7 protein-coding genes (1 of these 7 running past the window's edge) are annotated in these 13,787 nt (G+C 69.4%); 1 reads left to right on the plus strand and 6 read right to left on the minus strand.

Going from position 1 to position 13,787, the window contains the following annotated elements:
• Positions 1-6,889, plus strand: the final stretch of a protein-coding gene (locus F8M74_RS06615; protein ID WP_141253775.1) for a non-ribosomal peptide synthase/polyketide synthase. It extends 35,930 nt beyond the left edge of the window; 6,889 of the gene's 42,819 nt are visible here — the last part of the coding sequence; the start codon falls outside the window, past its left edge; the stop codon is at positions 6,887-6,889.
• On the opposite strand, the gene F8M74_RS06620 is transcribed toward F8M74_RS06615, so the two are convergent.
• The 6 genes from F8M74_RS06620 to F8M74_RS06645 form a co-directional block, all read right to left on the minus strand.
• Positions 6,876-9,437, minus strand: a complete 2,562-nt coding sequence (locus F8M74_RS06620) for a patatin-like phospholipase family protein (RefSeq protein ID WP_141253774.1) — start codon at positions 9,435-9,437, stop codon at positions 6,876-6,878. The genes F8M74_RS06615 and F8M74_RS06620 overlap by 14 nt on opposite strands.
• Positions 9,438-9,561: 124 nt before the next feature.
• On the minus strand, positions 9,562-10,341 hold the full coding sequence (locus F8M74_RS06625; RefSeq protein ID WP_141253773.1) for a DedA family protein: 780 nt from the start codon (positions 10,339-10,341) through the stop codon (positions 9,562-9,564).
• 407 nt (positions 10,342-10,748) lie between these two features.
• Positions 10,749-11,219: a cyclic nucleotide-binding domain-containing protein gene (locus F8M74_RS06630; RefSeq protein WP_141253772.1), complete on the minus strand. Its 471-nt coding sequence runs from the start codon at positions 11,217-11,219 to the stop codon at positions 10,749-10,751.
• A gap of 41 nt (positions 11,220-11,260) precedes the next feature.
• Positions 11,261-11,776, minus strand: a complete 516-nt coding sequence (locus F8M74_RS06635) for a gamma carbonic anhydrase family protein (RefSeq protein ID WP_090492640.1) — start codon at positions 11,774-11,776, stop codon at positions 11,261-11,263.
• Between the two features lie 4 nt (positions 11,777-11,780).
• The gene (miaB, locus tag F8M74_RS06640; protein ID WP_141253771.1) at positions 11,781-13,169 is read right to left on the minus strand and encodes a tRNA (N6-isopentenyl adenosine(37)-C2)-methylthiotransferase MiaB; all 1,389 of its coding nucleotides are present in this window, start codon (positions 13,167-13,169) and stop codon (positions 11,781-11,783) included.
• A gap of 73 nt (positions 13,170-13,242) precedes the next feature.
• Positions 13,243-13,752 carry a hypothetical protein gene (locus F8M74_RS06645; protein ID WP_141253770.1) on the minus strand — a complete coding sequence of 170 codons (510 nt, stop codon included), beginning with the start codon at positions 13,750-13,752 and terminating at the stop codon, positions 13,243-13,245.
• Between the last annotated feature and the right edge of the window lie 35 nt (positions 13,753-13,787).

The following is a 13,787-nucleotide window of genomic DNA, read 5'->3' on the forward strand; positions in this document are numbered from 1 at the left end:
CCTCTCGGGACTTCAGGGCCGGGCGTACCGGGAATCCGAGGCGTTGAAGCGCGCCACCCACGACGCACAGCAGCCGTTCGACCTGTCCACGGGCCCCCTGCTGCGCGTCACCCTGCTGACGCTGACCTCCACCGAACACGTGCTGGTGCTGTGCATGCACCACATCATCTCGGACGGCTGGTCCATGGGGGTGCTCGTCCGGGAAGTGGCCGCGTTCTACGATGCCTTCCTTCGCGGACAGCCCGCGTCCCTGCCCGAGCTCCCCGTGCAGTTCGCCGACTACGCGGTGTGGCAGCGCGGGTGGATGCAGGGCGAGACGCTGAAACAGCATCTGGGCTGGTGGAAGGAGCAGCTCGCGGGCGCGCCGCACGCGCTGGACCTGCCCACGGACAAGCCGCGACCCGCGGTGGTGACGCACCAAGGCGCTGGCGTGCAGGTACAGCTTCCGCTCGCGCTCAGTCAGGCGCTGGAGGCGTTGGCCCAGAAGGAAGGCGTCACGCCGTTCATGCTGTTGCTCGCGGCCTTCCAGGCGCTGTTGTGCCGGCACTCGGGCCAGGACGACGTGCTGGTGGGCTCACCCATCGCCGGGCGCCGTCAGGCCGAGTGCGAGCCACTCATCGGCTTCTTCGTCAACACGCTGGTCATGCGCGCCCGAATCTCCCCGGAGACGACCTTCCGCCAGTTGTTGGCGCAAGTGCGGGACACCACCCTGGGCGCATTCGAACACCAGGACGTACCCTTCGAGCGGCTGGTGGAGGAACTCCAGCCCTCGCGAGACCTGAGCCGCACGCCGCTGTTCCAGGCCATCTTCGCCCTGCAGAACGCACCGGGCTCCGAGCTGGCCCTCCAGGAGCTCTCCCTGCGAGAGCTGGAGCCGACGCATGGTGTCAGCCGGTTCGAGCTGGAGCTGGCGGTGGCCCGCCTCCCGGAGGGCTACCAGGGCGCGCTCATCTACAGCACCGAGCTGTTCGAGCCCGCCACGGCGGAGCAACTGGTGGAGCATCTCCGGCTGCTGCTGGAAGGCGCCGTGGCGTCACCGGATGACCCCGTGTCCACCCTTCCCCTCCACACGGAGGCGGAGCAGCACCAGATGATGGTGGACTGGAACAGCACCACCTCCAGCGTCCAGCGCGGTGGCATCTTCCACACGCGCTTCGAGCAGCAGGTGGGACGCACGCCCAACGCGCCCGCCGTGGCGCTGGATGAGCAGGTGCTGTCCTTCAGCCAGCTCAACGCGAAGGCGAACCAGCTCGCCGCGCACCTGCGCACGTTGGGCGTGGGCCCGGAGGTCCGCGTGGGCCTGTGCCTGGAGCGCACGCTGGAAGCCATCATCAGCCTGCTGGCGGTACTGAAGGCCGGAGGAGCCTTCGTCCCCATCGACCCGATGGCGCCCTCGCAGCGCCGTTCCTTCATGCTGGAGGACAGCGGGGCCACCGTGCTGCTCACCGTCCAGCACCTGGCCGAGGCCTGGCGGCCCCAGGTCCGGCATCTGCTGTGCCTGGACACCGAGGCCGCGAAGCTTGCGTCACTGCCCACGTACAACGTCCCCGCGAACGTGCGCGGAGAGAACCTCGCGTACATCATCTACACGTCCGGCTCCACGGGCACGCCCAAGGGCGTCATGGTGCAGCACCGCTCGCTGCCGTGGTTGCTCCAGGGAATGACGGAGTCGCTGGAGATGGCCGAGCCCGCCGGGCAGCGCCTCAGTCTCAACGCGCCACTGTACTTCGACGGCACCGTCGAGCGGCTCATGCACCTGGCGGAGGGACACTGCCTGTGTCTGGTGCCAGAGGCCACGCGGAAGGACCCGGAGGCGATTGTGGCGTGGCTGGAGCAGCAGCGCGTCGACATGCTGGATTGCACGCCCGCGCAGCTGGCACTCCTGCTCCAGGCCGGGCTCCTCGAACGAAGCCACGTCCCCGCCAGGATTTTTTGCGGAGGCGAGGCCATGTCGCCCATGGTCTGGAATCGGCTGGCCAGCACGGAGCGCACGACGGCCTTCAACGTCTACGGCCCGACCGAGAGCACGGTGTGCGCCACCTCCGCGCGCGTTCAGGGCAACCCGAGTCCCGTCCCCGTCATCGGCCGTCCCATCGTGGGAACGCGGGTGTACGTGTTGGACTCGCGCCAGCAACTGGCTCCGCTGGGAACCGCGGGCGAGCTGTGCATCGCGGGAGAAGGTGTGGCCCGGGGCTATTTTGGCAGGCCGGGACTGACGGCGGAGCGCTTCATCCCGGACGCCTTCAGTGGACAGCCGGGGGCCCGCCTCTACCGCACGGGAGACAAGGCCCGGTGGCGGCATGACGGCACGCTGGAATACCTGGGGCGGCTCGACTTCCAGGTGAAGGTGCGGGGCTTCCGCATCGAGCTGGGCGAAATCGAGGCCGCCCTGCGCACCCACAGCCAGGTCCAGGACGCCGTGGTGCTGGCGCGCGAGGACGTGCCGGGCGACAAGCGGCTCGTGGCCTACGTCGTGGGCGACTCCGTCACGGCCGAGTCGTTGCGCCAGCATCTCCTGCAGCGGCTGCCTGAGTACATGGTGCCTTCGGTCTTCGTCCCGCTGGTCGCCCTGCCGCTGACGTCCACCGGCAAGGTGGACCGCAACGCGCTGCCGGCACCGGACGCATCCCAGCTCGCGCTCACGCGCGACGTCGAGCCGCCCGCGACGCCCACGGAGGCGCGGCTGGCGGAAATCTGGAAGGAGCTGCTGCGAATCCCCACCGTGGGCCGACATGACAACTTCTTCGAGATGGGCGGCCACTCCCTGCTGGCCACCCAGGTCGTGGCCCGCATCCGCGACGCCTTCGATGTGGAACTGAACCTGCGCACGTTCTTCGCGGCCCCCACCGTGGCGACGCTCGCCGAGCGGCTGGCCTCCACGACGCCCAGGCTCCGGCTCCCGCCCTTGACGCGCGCCGGGAGGGACGGAGCGGTGCCGCTCTCCTTCGCGCAGCAGCGGCTGTGGTTCCTGGATCAGCTCAAGCCGGGAGACGTGTCCTACAACATGCCGTCCGCGCTGCGGCTGTCGGGGATGCTCGACGTCGAAGCCCTGCGGCGGGCCGTGAGTGCCATGGTGGAGCGGCACGAAGCGCTCCGCACCACGTTCCAATCGATGGCTGGCGAGCCCCGGCAGGTCATTCACCCTCCGCACGCCACGGTGGTGGAGGTGGTGGACCTCTCGGACATCCAGGACCGGGCGCAGCGGGAAGCGGAGGCAATCAAGCGCGCCACCCGGGATGCCCAACAGCCGTTCAATCTCTCCACGGGGCCGTTGCTGCGCACCACGCTGCTGAAGCTGGAACCGTCCGAGCACGTCCTGTTGCTGTGCCTGCACCACATCGTCTCGGACGGCTGGTCCATGGGCGTGCTGGTGCGTGAGGTGACCACGTTCTACGAGGCCTTCCACAACGGGCGCCCCGCGGCCCTGCCCGAGCTTCCAGTGCAGTACGCCGACTACGCGGTCTGGCAGCGCGGGTGGCTCCAGGGCGAGACGCTGAAGGAGCAGCTCGGCTGGTGGAAGTCGCAGCTGGCCGGTGTACCCCATGCGCTGGAGTTGCACACCGACAAGCCCCGGCCCGCGGTGCTGCGTCACCACGGCGCGGCGGTGCCGGTGCGGCTGCCCCAGGAGCTCGCGCTGATGCTGGATGCGCTGGCGCAGCGTGAAGGCGTCACACCGTTCATGCTGCTGCTCGCGGCCTTCCAGTCGGTCCTGGCCCGTCATGCCGGGCAGGACGATGTGTTGGTCGGCTCGCCCATCGCCGGCCGGCGCCACGCGGAAACCGAGCCGCTCATCGGCTTCTTCGTGAACACGCTGGTGCTGCGCGCCCGCCTCACGCCTGCGATGACCTTCCGTCACCTGCTGGCGCAAGTCCGTGACACCACGCTGGGCGCGTATGAGCACCAGGACGTGCCCTTCGAGCGGCTGGTGGAGGAACTCCAGCCCTCGCGAGACCTGAGCCGCACGCCGCTGTTCCAGGTGATGTTCGCGTTGCAGAACACCCAGGTCCCCGAGCTGACCTTGCCCAAGCTGTCGGTCCGTCCCGCGGACGCCGACGACTCGGGAGTGACGCTGTTCGAGCTGAGCCTGGACCTGGCGCGTGCCCAGGATGGCTACGAGGGTGCGCTCGTCTACAGCACCGAGCTGTTCGAGCGCGCCACGGCGGAACGGTTGGCCACCCACCTCCGGCTGCTGCTGGAGCGTGTCGTGGCCGCGCCGGACCTGGTCGTCGCCACCTTGTCCCTCCACACGGAGACGGAGCAGCAGCAGTTGATGGTGGACTGGCACGACATCGCACCGGACCGCGAGCGTGGTGTGCTCTTCCACACGCGCTTCGAGCAGCAAGCCGCGGGCACGCCCGATGCCCCCGCCGTGACCCTGGGGGCGCAGGTGCTGTCCTTCAGCCAGCTCAACGCGAGGGCCAACCAGCTCGCCTCGCACCTGCGCTCGCTGGGCGTGGGTCCCGAGGTCCGCGTGGGCTTGTGCCTGGAGCGCACGCCGGACGCCATCATCGCGGTGCTGGCGGTGCTCAAGGCGGGGGGCGCCTTCGTGCCCATCGACCCGTCAGCGCCGGCACAGCGCAAGTCCTTCGTCCTGAAGGACAGCGACGCGTCCGTCCTGCTCACCGTCCAACCGCTGGCGGACGCCTGGAAGCCGCAGGTCCGACATCTGTTGTGCCTGGACACCGGGGCGTCGAACCTGGCGTCACGGCCCACGGATGATGTCGCGGTGGAGGTCCGCGGAGAGAACCTCGCGTACGTCATCTACACGTCCGGCTCCACGGGCACGCCCAAGGGCGTCATGGTGCAGCACCACTCGCTGGCCTCGCTGCACGGGGCCTCGAACCTCGCGTTCCACCTGGGGCAGGCGCCGGGGCAGCGGTTCAGCCTCAACGCGCCGCTCTACTTCGACGTCAGCATGGACCAGCTCGTCCATCTGGCGGACGGGCACTGCTTGTGCCTGCTGCCCGACGACACACGGAGGGATCCGGAGGCGATGCTGGCGTGGCTGGAGCAACAGCGCGTGGACGTCCTGGACTGCACGCCCGCGCAACTGACGCTTCTGCTCCAGGCCGGGCTGCTGGAGCGTGCCCACGTCCCAGCGCGGATTCTGTGCGCGGGTGAAGCCATGGACCCGTCGCTCTGGAGCCGCCTGGCGAGCACGGAGCGCACGACGGCGTTCAACGCCTACGGCCCCACCGAGAGCACCGTGTACGCCACCTATGCGCGCGTGCAGCACAGCCCGAGTCCGGTCCCTGTCATCGGCAAGCCGCTCGCGGGGACTCGGGCATACGTGCTGGATGCTCGGCAGCAACTGGCCCCCCTGGGCACCGCGGGCGAGCTCTATCTGGCGGGGGATGGCCTGGCCCGAGGCTACCTGGGCCAGCCAGGCCTCACTGCGGAGCGCTTCGTCCCCCACCCGTTCGCGTCCACGCCGGGCGAGCGGCTCTATCGCACGGGCGACAAGGCCCGTTGGCGGCATGACGGCACGCTGGAGTACCTGGGGCGGCTCGACTTCCAGGTGAAGCTGCGCGGCTTCCGCATCGAGCTGGGCGAAATCGAAGCGGCCCTGCGTGCACACGAAGCGGTCCAGGACGCCGTGGTGCTGGCGCGCGAGGACGTGCCCGGCGACAAGCGGCTCGTGGCCTACGTCGTGGGCGGCTCCATCACCGTGGAGGCGCTGCGCCAGCACCTCCAGCAGCGGCTGCCCGAGTACATGGTGCCTCCCGCCTTCGTCTCACTGCCGGCCCTGCCCCTGAACCCCAGTGGAAAGGTGGACCGCAAGGCCCTGCCCTCGCCCACGCTCGCGGACACCCGAAGCCAGGAGGTCCACGTGGCGCCGCGGGATGGGCTCGAGCTGCGGCTCGTGCGGACCTGGGAGCAGCTCCTGGGCGTGGAGCCCATCAGCGTGCGCTCCAGCTTCTTCGAGCTGGGAGGCCACTCGCTGCTGGCCGTGCGTCTGGTCGCGGCCCTGCGCGAGTCCCTGGGGCGGCCGCTTCCCCTGGCCGCGCTGTTCCAGGCCCCCACGGTGGAGCAGCTCGCCGCGCTCCTGCGCCGCGAGGACGCTGGACCGACGTCCTCGCTGGTCCCGTTCGACGCGGGCCGGAGTGGAACGGAGGTTCCGTTCTTCTGCGTGCACCCGGTCGGAGGCAACGTCCTGGCCTACGCGGAGCTGGCCCGGCTGCTGGGGCCGGAGCGCCCGTTCTACGGACTCCAGGCGCAAGGGCTCGACGGCAGCACGCCACCGCTGGGCACGGTGGAGGAGATGGCCGCCACCTATGTGGAGGCCATCCGCACGGTCCAACCCGCCGGGCCCTACCTGCTGGGCGGCTGGTCCGTGGGCGGCGTCATTGCCTATGAAATGGCGCGCCAGCTTCGCGAGCGTGGCGACACGGTGGCCCTGTTGGCGCTCATCGACGCCTACACGCCCGCGGTGCTCAACGCCGCCGAGCCGGAGCCCGACGCCGCGCAGGTCGTCTCCGCTTTCGCGAGCGACCTGCTGGGCATCGGGTTCACGGACCTGGCCACGCCGGACGCGTCCCAGTCACCCGAGGCCCAGGTAGAAGCGCTCTGGGAAGCCGGTCAGCGCGCGGGCGCCCTGCCGCCCGGAATGGAGCCCGCGCACCTGCGGGCCCTGCTCCAGGTCTTCGAGGCCAACCTCCGGGCCGCCCGCCGCTACCAGCCGCCCGCGCTGAACCCGGGCCGGGTGTTGCGGCTCCGGGCGACGGAGGGCGCGGAGGGCCTGCCCGAGGACGGCGGCTGGACGGCGCTCGTGGGAACCGGACTGGAGCAGCACGCCGTGTCCGGCGACCACTACGGCGTGCTGCGCGCCCCGGGGGTCCGCGAGCTGGCGGACCGGCTCCGGAGCGCGCTGAAGGTCACCACCGGGTGAGGAGGAACTCGATGCCCAGGCCCAGCTCCTTGAAGTACTTGGGCGTCCCTCTGATGAGCTGCCGCTCTCCCTCCGTCTTCTTGAGGAGGTAGACCGGCATCGTGAGGCGCACGCCCACCATCTCCGCCAGGTCCACGCCCAGGCGGGCCTCCGGGACCGTCAGCGCCCATTCGTTGGGATTGCTGAGGTAGCCCGCGGACACGCCCAGTCCGGCGCGCCACCGGACGTAGGGCCCCAGGTCGAGGAACGGAATCGCGCCGGAGAAGCCGTCCATGTCGGAGACGCAGTCGATGTAGAGGCCCAGCGAGGCCCAACGGATGCGGGTGTCGTTGGGCACGAGCTGGTCCATGTCCCGCACGCCCAGCCCGGACAGCACGGCGCCGAAGCGCCACTCATTGCGGCTGTAGGCGTAGTCCTCGCGCCCTTGCTCGGACGCGAGGAACGGAAGCTCCACGCCCACGCCCACACCGCGCTGGCGCATGGCGCTGAGCGTCCAGACGTGGTGCGGCTTCGAATACGTCAGCCACTCGTCCAGGAACGCGGCGCCCGCGGGACGGAGCGGAATCTTGAGGTTGCCCCTCTGCTGCGTGACGAGGCTGTGGAAGGCGGTGCCCACGCGTTGGCGGACCGGGATGAGGTCCTCTCGGGTCCCCGTGGCTTCAATCCCCTCCATGACGCCTTCGCTGTACTGGTAGCCCACGTCGCCCAGCACGGAGAGCAGGTCGTCGACCTGTCCCTTCTGGAGCTGTCCCGCTTCCGCCTTCTTCGTCAGGGCATCGGTGGCCTGGCGCAGCCGCCCCAATTGCGGCGTCGTCGTGCAGTCATTGCCCACGACGCAGCGGAAGCCGGGCGAGTCGATGCCCAGGACGTTCAGCACGCGGAGCTCGCGATCCCTCAGGCGCTCCTTGCCGGCGCGAGGCACCAGCAGGTCGACGGCGCGCGTCGAGGTGAGCTGGGTCGACAGGAAGCGGATGGCGTCCTGCATGCCACGGTAGAAGTCGTGCTCGCGGAAGCGCCGGTCGAAGAAGCCCATCATCGCGAACTGGAACTCCGACGGGAGCACGGACGTGCGGCGAGGAATCTGGATGCGGCCCGACAGATTGATGTCGTGCTCCAGCGTGTTGAGCACGGCGCTGTCGCGCGCGGCGTTCAGCACGTTGCCCAGGTACTGGAAGTAGGCCTCGTCCAAGGGGCTGCGGGAGCGCTCCGGCCGTTCGGGCGGTGATGCCCAGTCCCAGCCGACCGCGTCCTGGTCCAGGTAGACGACGGGGAAGCGCTCGCGATTGAGCGTCGTCTCCCGCGAGGTGCTGCGCTCCACCCACCGCGAGCCGAGCCGCACCGCCAGGTCCACGGGGTTGTTGTTGAGCACGCCGCCATCAATGAGCTTGAGGGACTCCAGGGGCCCCCATTGCGTCTGGTTGAAGAAGGAGACCTCGACGGGGACAGGCGGGAACGCGAGCGGAAAGGCCCCGGAGGCCTGCGGCGTGAGCAGCAGGTTCGACAGGGACACCTCGTGTCCGCCGTCGCCCGTCGGCTGGGCGCCCAGCGCCGGGTAGTACGCGAGCTCCTTGGGCTTCACCCCGATGTGGGGGAACGACGCGCTCGCCGCGCCCTCCATGAATGGCAGCCGGGCGGTGAGCTTCCCTTCGCCCTGCGTCATCACCTGGACGACCAGCTTCTCCGTCACGCGCTTCAGCTTGAACTGGGCGTCGGGTCCGCCCTCGCCGAAGGGAACTTCGCGCCCGCGCAGGTTCGTCACGGTGATGCCGTAGGCGAAGGTGCAGTCCTCCTTGAAGCGGGTCGTCTGGGCCTTCTTCAGGATGAGCTGCAGGGTGTCCTGCATGTGGGGCTCGCTGAAGAGGTGCGTGCCCTGAGGTGGCTCATTCCGTTCTTCGGGGAGCAGCCGCCCCAGGTCGAGCTGGTCGATCCACACGGTCCAGAAGAGGCTCTGCTCTGGAGACCACGTGGGCTGGGCGAACGCCGTGTCACACGAGGCCAGTCCCCCGAGCAGCGCGTTCACCGCCCCCGCCGAGGCGCCCGTCCATACTCGCGGCGCCGGGTTGCCCAGGTCCGCCTCCGCGCCTTCTCGCTGCGCGACGCTCCAGAACCGGACCAGCGTGGAGAGGAACCCCGCCTGATACGCGCCCAGGCTGATGCCGCCGCTGACGACCAGGGCCGGCGCGCTGCGCTCCGTCTCCTCGGCCAGGGCGCGGGCCCGCGCGGGGTCTTCGATGTGCAGCGGCAGGAACGGCGTTCCCTCGGGGACGAGCGCGGTGTCCTCCGCGAAGGCGTCACCATCCGGCGGAACGGGCGGCACCTCGGGGCTCACCGCCGGAACGTCTTCAGTGACAGCGCTGGCCGGCACTTCGCCCGGTTCGGCTTCGGGCGGCGCCGCTGGCGCATCAGGTGGGGCGTCCGCCGGCACGGGGTTGGCGGGCGTGGAGGAGTCCTCGGCCTCGGATGGGGCCGGGGGGACGGCTTGCGCCTGCGCGGTGCTGGTGGTTGCGAGCAGGACCACGGCACAGGCACGAAGAAGGTTCTTTGGCATTCACGGGGCTCAGATGAAGGTCGACGTTGAGGCTATCCCTCAATCCTGACCCTGATCCCGGAAGCCCGGCAACCACGGAAGGCGCCGGGGAAGCTGTCGTCCCCGGCGCCCCTTGTTCGAAGGCCTACGACTTCTGCAGTTCGTGCGAGCTGTCGGCGGCGGCCTGCTCCGGTGCCGCGACGAACAGGGCGTCGCCCGTGCTGGACACCTGGGGACGCAGCGGCGCGGCCACGGACTCGTGGACCAGCGCGGGAACCGCCACGGGCTCCACGATGGCCGCGGCCTGGGCGCGCTGCGCGGCCTGCCGGCGGCGCCACACGAAGTAGCTGATGGCGGCCACGGCAAGCACGCCCATCACGGCGAACTGCCCTTCCTTGAACTTGGAGATCATCGTGTCCAGCTCGCCACCGAAGTGGAAGCCGAGCCAGATGAACACGGGCGCGGACAGCAGCGCGGCCAGGCCGTCCCAGAAGATGAAGCGCCAGTAGGACATGCCCACGGAGCCCGCGGTGAAGTACGTCACGGCGCGCACGCCCGGCATGAAGCGGGCGATGCAGACGATCTTCTGGCCGTGTTTGACGAAGAGGCCTTCCACCTTCGCGCGTTTCTCGGGTGTGACGATGCGGGCGAAGAAGCCACCGCCGCCTTCACGGCCCAGCTTCCCACCCAGCCGGCGGCCGGCGAGGTAGATGAGGCTGTCGCCAACGATGATGCCCGCGAAGCCGACGACCATCATGACCGACAGGTTGGCGGCCCCCTTGTGGGCCAGGAAGCCCCCGAGGATGAGGGAGATGTCCTCCGGTAGAGGGACACCCAGTCCGCAGGCCACCAGGATGCCGAACACCGTGGCATAGGCGAAGAAGCCCTGAGAGTCGCCGAGGAGGTTGGTGAGAAGTTCTTGCACGCGTCGTCCTGTCCGTTCACGTCCGAAGGGCCCGCCCCGGCAGTCACCTGAGGCCGCCCCTCTAGCGCCCAGACATCAACCGGGCGCGGGTCGTCAAAACTCCGGGTCAACAAGGGGAATCGACCGCAAAAATCCCTGAAACCCGGCCTCCTCTTGGGCCCTCTTCGGCGCCCGTCGTCTCTACTTATTCTCCGACCGCCGCCGCCCGTTGCCCCACTGTCCCGACGTCGCGCCGCCCCTTCGGGCAGCCTGCCCACCTGGGTTCCAAACGTCCAGGAGGCCCATCCCGCCTCGGCCCGCACCGCGGAACGAGGTGGGGGTTCTAGCCACCAGGCCCTACGCAACCCGCACAGCCAGCGCCGCCGCGCAGCTTAACCACCGCCCGCCCGGATGGCGTCTCCTTCAGCTCAGGCCGTGGGCGCTTTTCCGATGAGCGTGCGCAGCATGTCCCGGTTGTCCCGGGCCTTCTGGCCGAAGTGCGCGACGATGCCCATCAGCAGCTTCACGCAGGCTTGCGGCTTGGTGGCCAGGAGTTTCTGGAAATCCGCGGCGCGAATCTCCAAGGCCAACACGTCGGTGACGGCGGTGGCGGTGCACAGCCGCTCACCCTTCTGCACCAGGGCCAGCTCCCCCAGGGGTTCGCCGGAGCCGACCTCACCCAGGGATACGTCCTCACCCCCAGCGCTCCTGGCGCTCAGGCGCACGTTGCCCTCACCCACGATGAGGAGCGAATCCCCCGTCTTGCCTTCAGCGAAGAGCGCGGTTCCCTTGGGGAACGCACGGGCGACGGCGACCCCGGCGAAAATCTGGATGCCGGTGTCCGTGAAACCCTTGAACAGCGGACACGCCTTGAGCGTTGTGGCAGGCACGAGAGCCATGGATGTGCTCCTAACACGCCCAGCGTAGGCTCGCGAGCGACTCAGCGGTCCGTGTGGTACTCGGCCGCGAGCAGCACGTAGTGCTGCGCGGACATCAAGAGGAACTCACGCTCCGCCTCGGTGATGGGACGCTTCACCCGGCCTGGGGAGCCCACCACCAGGGAGCCTGGGGGAATCTTCGTGCCCGGCGTCAGCAGGGCTCCCGCACCGATGATGCAGTCGTCCCCTACTTCCGCGTCGTCCATCACGGTGGCGCCCATGCCCACCAGCACCCGGTTGCCGATGGTGCACCCATGGAGGATGACGTGGTGCCCCACCGTCACGTCGTCCCCCACCGTGGTGGCGGACCTGCCGCTGGTGACATGAATCAGGGACAGGTCCTGCACGTTGGTGCGCTTCCCGATACGGATGGGATTCACGTCCCCGCGCAGCACGCAGTTGAACCAGATGGAGGAGTCCTCCCCCACCTCGATGTCACCCACCAACTGGGCGGAGTCGTCCACGAAGCAGCCTGGGTGGACGCGGGGGGAGACACCTCGAAATGGCCTCTGGGGCATGGGGCTACGCCTCCGCGAGAACGTGGAACGGCGCCTCGGCCATGGGCACCGGCAGCGGCTCCACCGTGGGGGGCTTGAGCAGGGCCACCTGTTTGCCCGCGAGCTGGTTGGGCGTGGCGCGCTCCACCTTCACCGTCACGAAGGCGCCCGCGGGGGCGTCCCCTTCGAAGTTGACGGTGCGGTTCTCCGGCGTGCGGCCGAAGCGCTTGGTGGCGTCGTAGCGCGAGTGCCCCTCCACCATGACCTCCACCTCCGAGCCCACCAGCGCCGCGGTGATTTCGCCGCTGATGCGCCGCTGCAGCTTCTGCAGCCGCTCCAGGCGGGCAATCTTCACCTCGTGCGGCACCGAGCCCCAGTCCTTCTCGCGCAGGGCCGCGCCCGTCTTGGGCCGCGGGCTGTAGACGAAGGAGAACTGGTTGTCGTAGCGGACCTGCTCGGTCAGCTGCATCGTCATCTCGAACTCCTCCTCGGTCTCCCCGGGGAATCCGACGATGATGTCCGTGGTGACGGCGATGCCCGGCCGCGCCTCGCGCAGCTTCGCCAGGCGCTCCAGGTACTGCACCACCGTGTAGTCGCGGCGCATCATCTTGAGGATGCGGTCGCTGCCGCACTGCACCGGCAGGTGGAAATGCGGGGTGATCTTCGGCTGGACGCGGAAGGCTTCGATCAGCTCGTCGGACAGGTCATGCGGGTGGCTGGTGGTGAAGCGCACGCGCTCGATACCGGGGACCTCCGCGGTGCGCAGCAAGAGCTGCGCGAAGGAGATGCCGCCCGCGTACGAGTTCACGTTCTGGCCGATGAGCGTCACCTCGCGCACGCCGACCTTCGCCAGGTCCGCCACCTCGACGAGCACGTCGGGGAACGCCCGGCTCACCTCGCGGCCACGCGTGTGCGGCACGATGCAGAACGAGCAGACGTTGTCACAGCCCTTCATCACCGTGACGAACTCGGTGACCTTGCCGCGGGACGTCTCCGGGTCGGCGCGCGGGAAGACGTACTCCTCCGAGTTCACGAAGGCCGTCTCCACCACCCGCTCCCGCTCCGCGGACACCCGGCCGATGATGTCCGGCAGGCGCGCGATGTTGTCGGGGCCGAAGACGAAGTCCAGGTACGGCACCTTCTTGAGGAGCTTGTCCTTCTCCTGCTGCGCCACGCACCCGCCCACGCCAATCAGCGCGCCACGGCTGGCCTTCACCGGCTTGTACCGCCCCAGGGCGGACAGCATCTTGTCCTCCGCCTTCTCCCGGATGGAGCAGGTGTTGAGGATGATGAGGTCGGCGTTGTCCGGCACCGGCGTCGGCGCGTAGGACATCTGGCTCAACACCTCGCTCATGCGGAGCGAGTCGTTGACGTTCATCTGGCAGCCGAAGGTGTGGATGAAATAGCGCTTCATGGAAGAACCCTGAGCAAGTACGTGCCCTTATCCGATGGCCGGACGCGGAATGCAACCAGCCGCCCGCCCGCCTTCATCCCCGGCTGAGCAGGTGCGTCAGGCGGGTGTGCAGGTCCACCAGCTCCGCTTCGCGGGCCCGGAGCAGCACCAGGGCGTCCTCGCCGTAACGCCGCGCCAGGGCATTGGTTTCGCGCTCCTGCTTGGCCAACTCGTCCTGGATGCGGCCCTTGAGCTCGTCCGCCGCGCCGCCCTGGAGCTGCCCCAGCTTGTCCTGGAGCTTGCGGACCGCCCAGCGCCGCCCGCCGAAGGCTCGCAGCAGCGCGCTGCCCTGCTCCGCCGTCTTGGGGGTCAGCCCCGACGCGGCCAGGGCCTCGGTGTGGGCCTTGGCCAGGGTCTCCGTTCCCTGCCCGGAGGCCTGGGCAAGGTAGGTCTGCTGGTAGCGGACCAGGGCGTCGAGCATCGCCGCGTCCAGCGGGGGGGCGGCCCAGCGGAGGGTGCGGTCGTCGGCGGCGGTGAGGTCCGTGGAGGTCTCCCGGTTGGGGACGTCCTGGAAGCCGTTGTCGTCGAAGAGGAAGGAAGACATGGGGAGGTGCCTTGCGGGGGGGAATGGGCCCGGGA

Source organism: Myxococcus sp. CA023, assembly GCF_010998615.1.
In the GTDB taxonomy this organism is placed as follows: domain Bacteria; phylum Myxococcota; class Myxococcia; order Myxococcales; family Myxococcaceae; genus Myxococcus.

Excerpts from the sequence above, each read along its gene's own strand:
- F8M74_RS06620 (WP_141253774.1), bottom strand. The coding sequence starts at position 9,437 with ATGCCAAAGAACCTTCTTCGTGCCTGTGCCGTGGTCCTGCTCGCAACC.
- F8M74_RS06645 (WP_141253770.1), bottom strand. The coding sequence starts at position 13,752 with ATGTCTTCCTTCCTCTTCGACGACAACGGCTTCCAGGACGTCCCCAAC.
- miaB (WP_141253771.1), bottom strand. The coding sequence starts at position 13,169 with ATGAAGCGCTATTTCATCCACACCTTCGGCTGCCAGATGAACGTCAAC.
- F8M74_RS06630 (WP_141253772.1), bottom strand. The coding sequence starts at position 11,219 with ATGGCTCTCGTGCCTGCCACAACGCTCAAGGCGTGTCCGCTGTTCAAG.
- F8M74_RS06635 (WP_090492640.1), bottom strand. The coding sequence starts at position 11,776 with ATGCCCCAGAGGCCATTTCGAGGTGTCTCCCCCCGCGTCCACCCAGGC.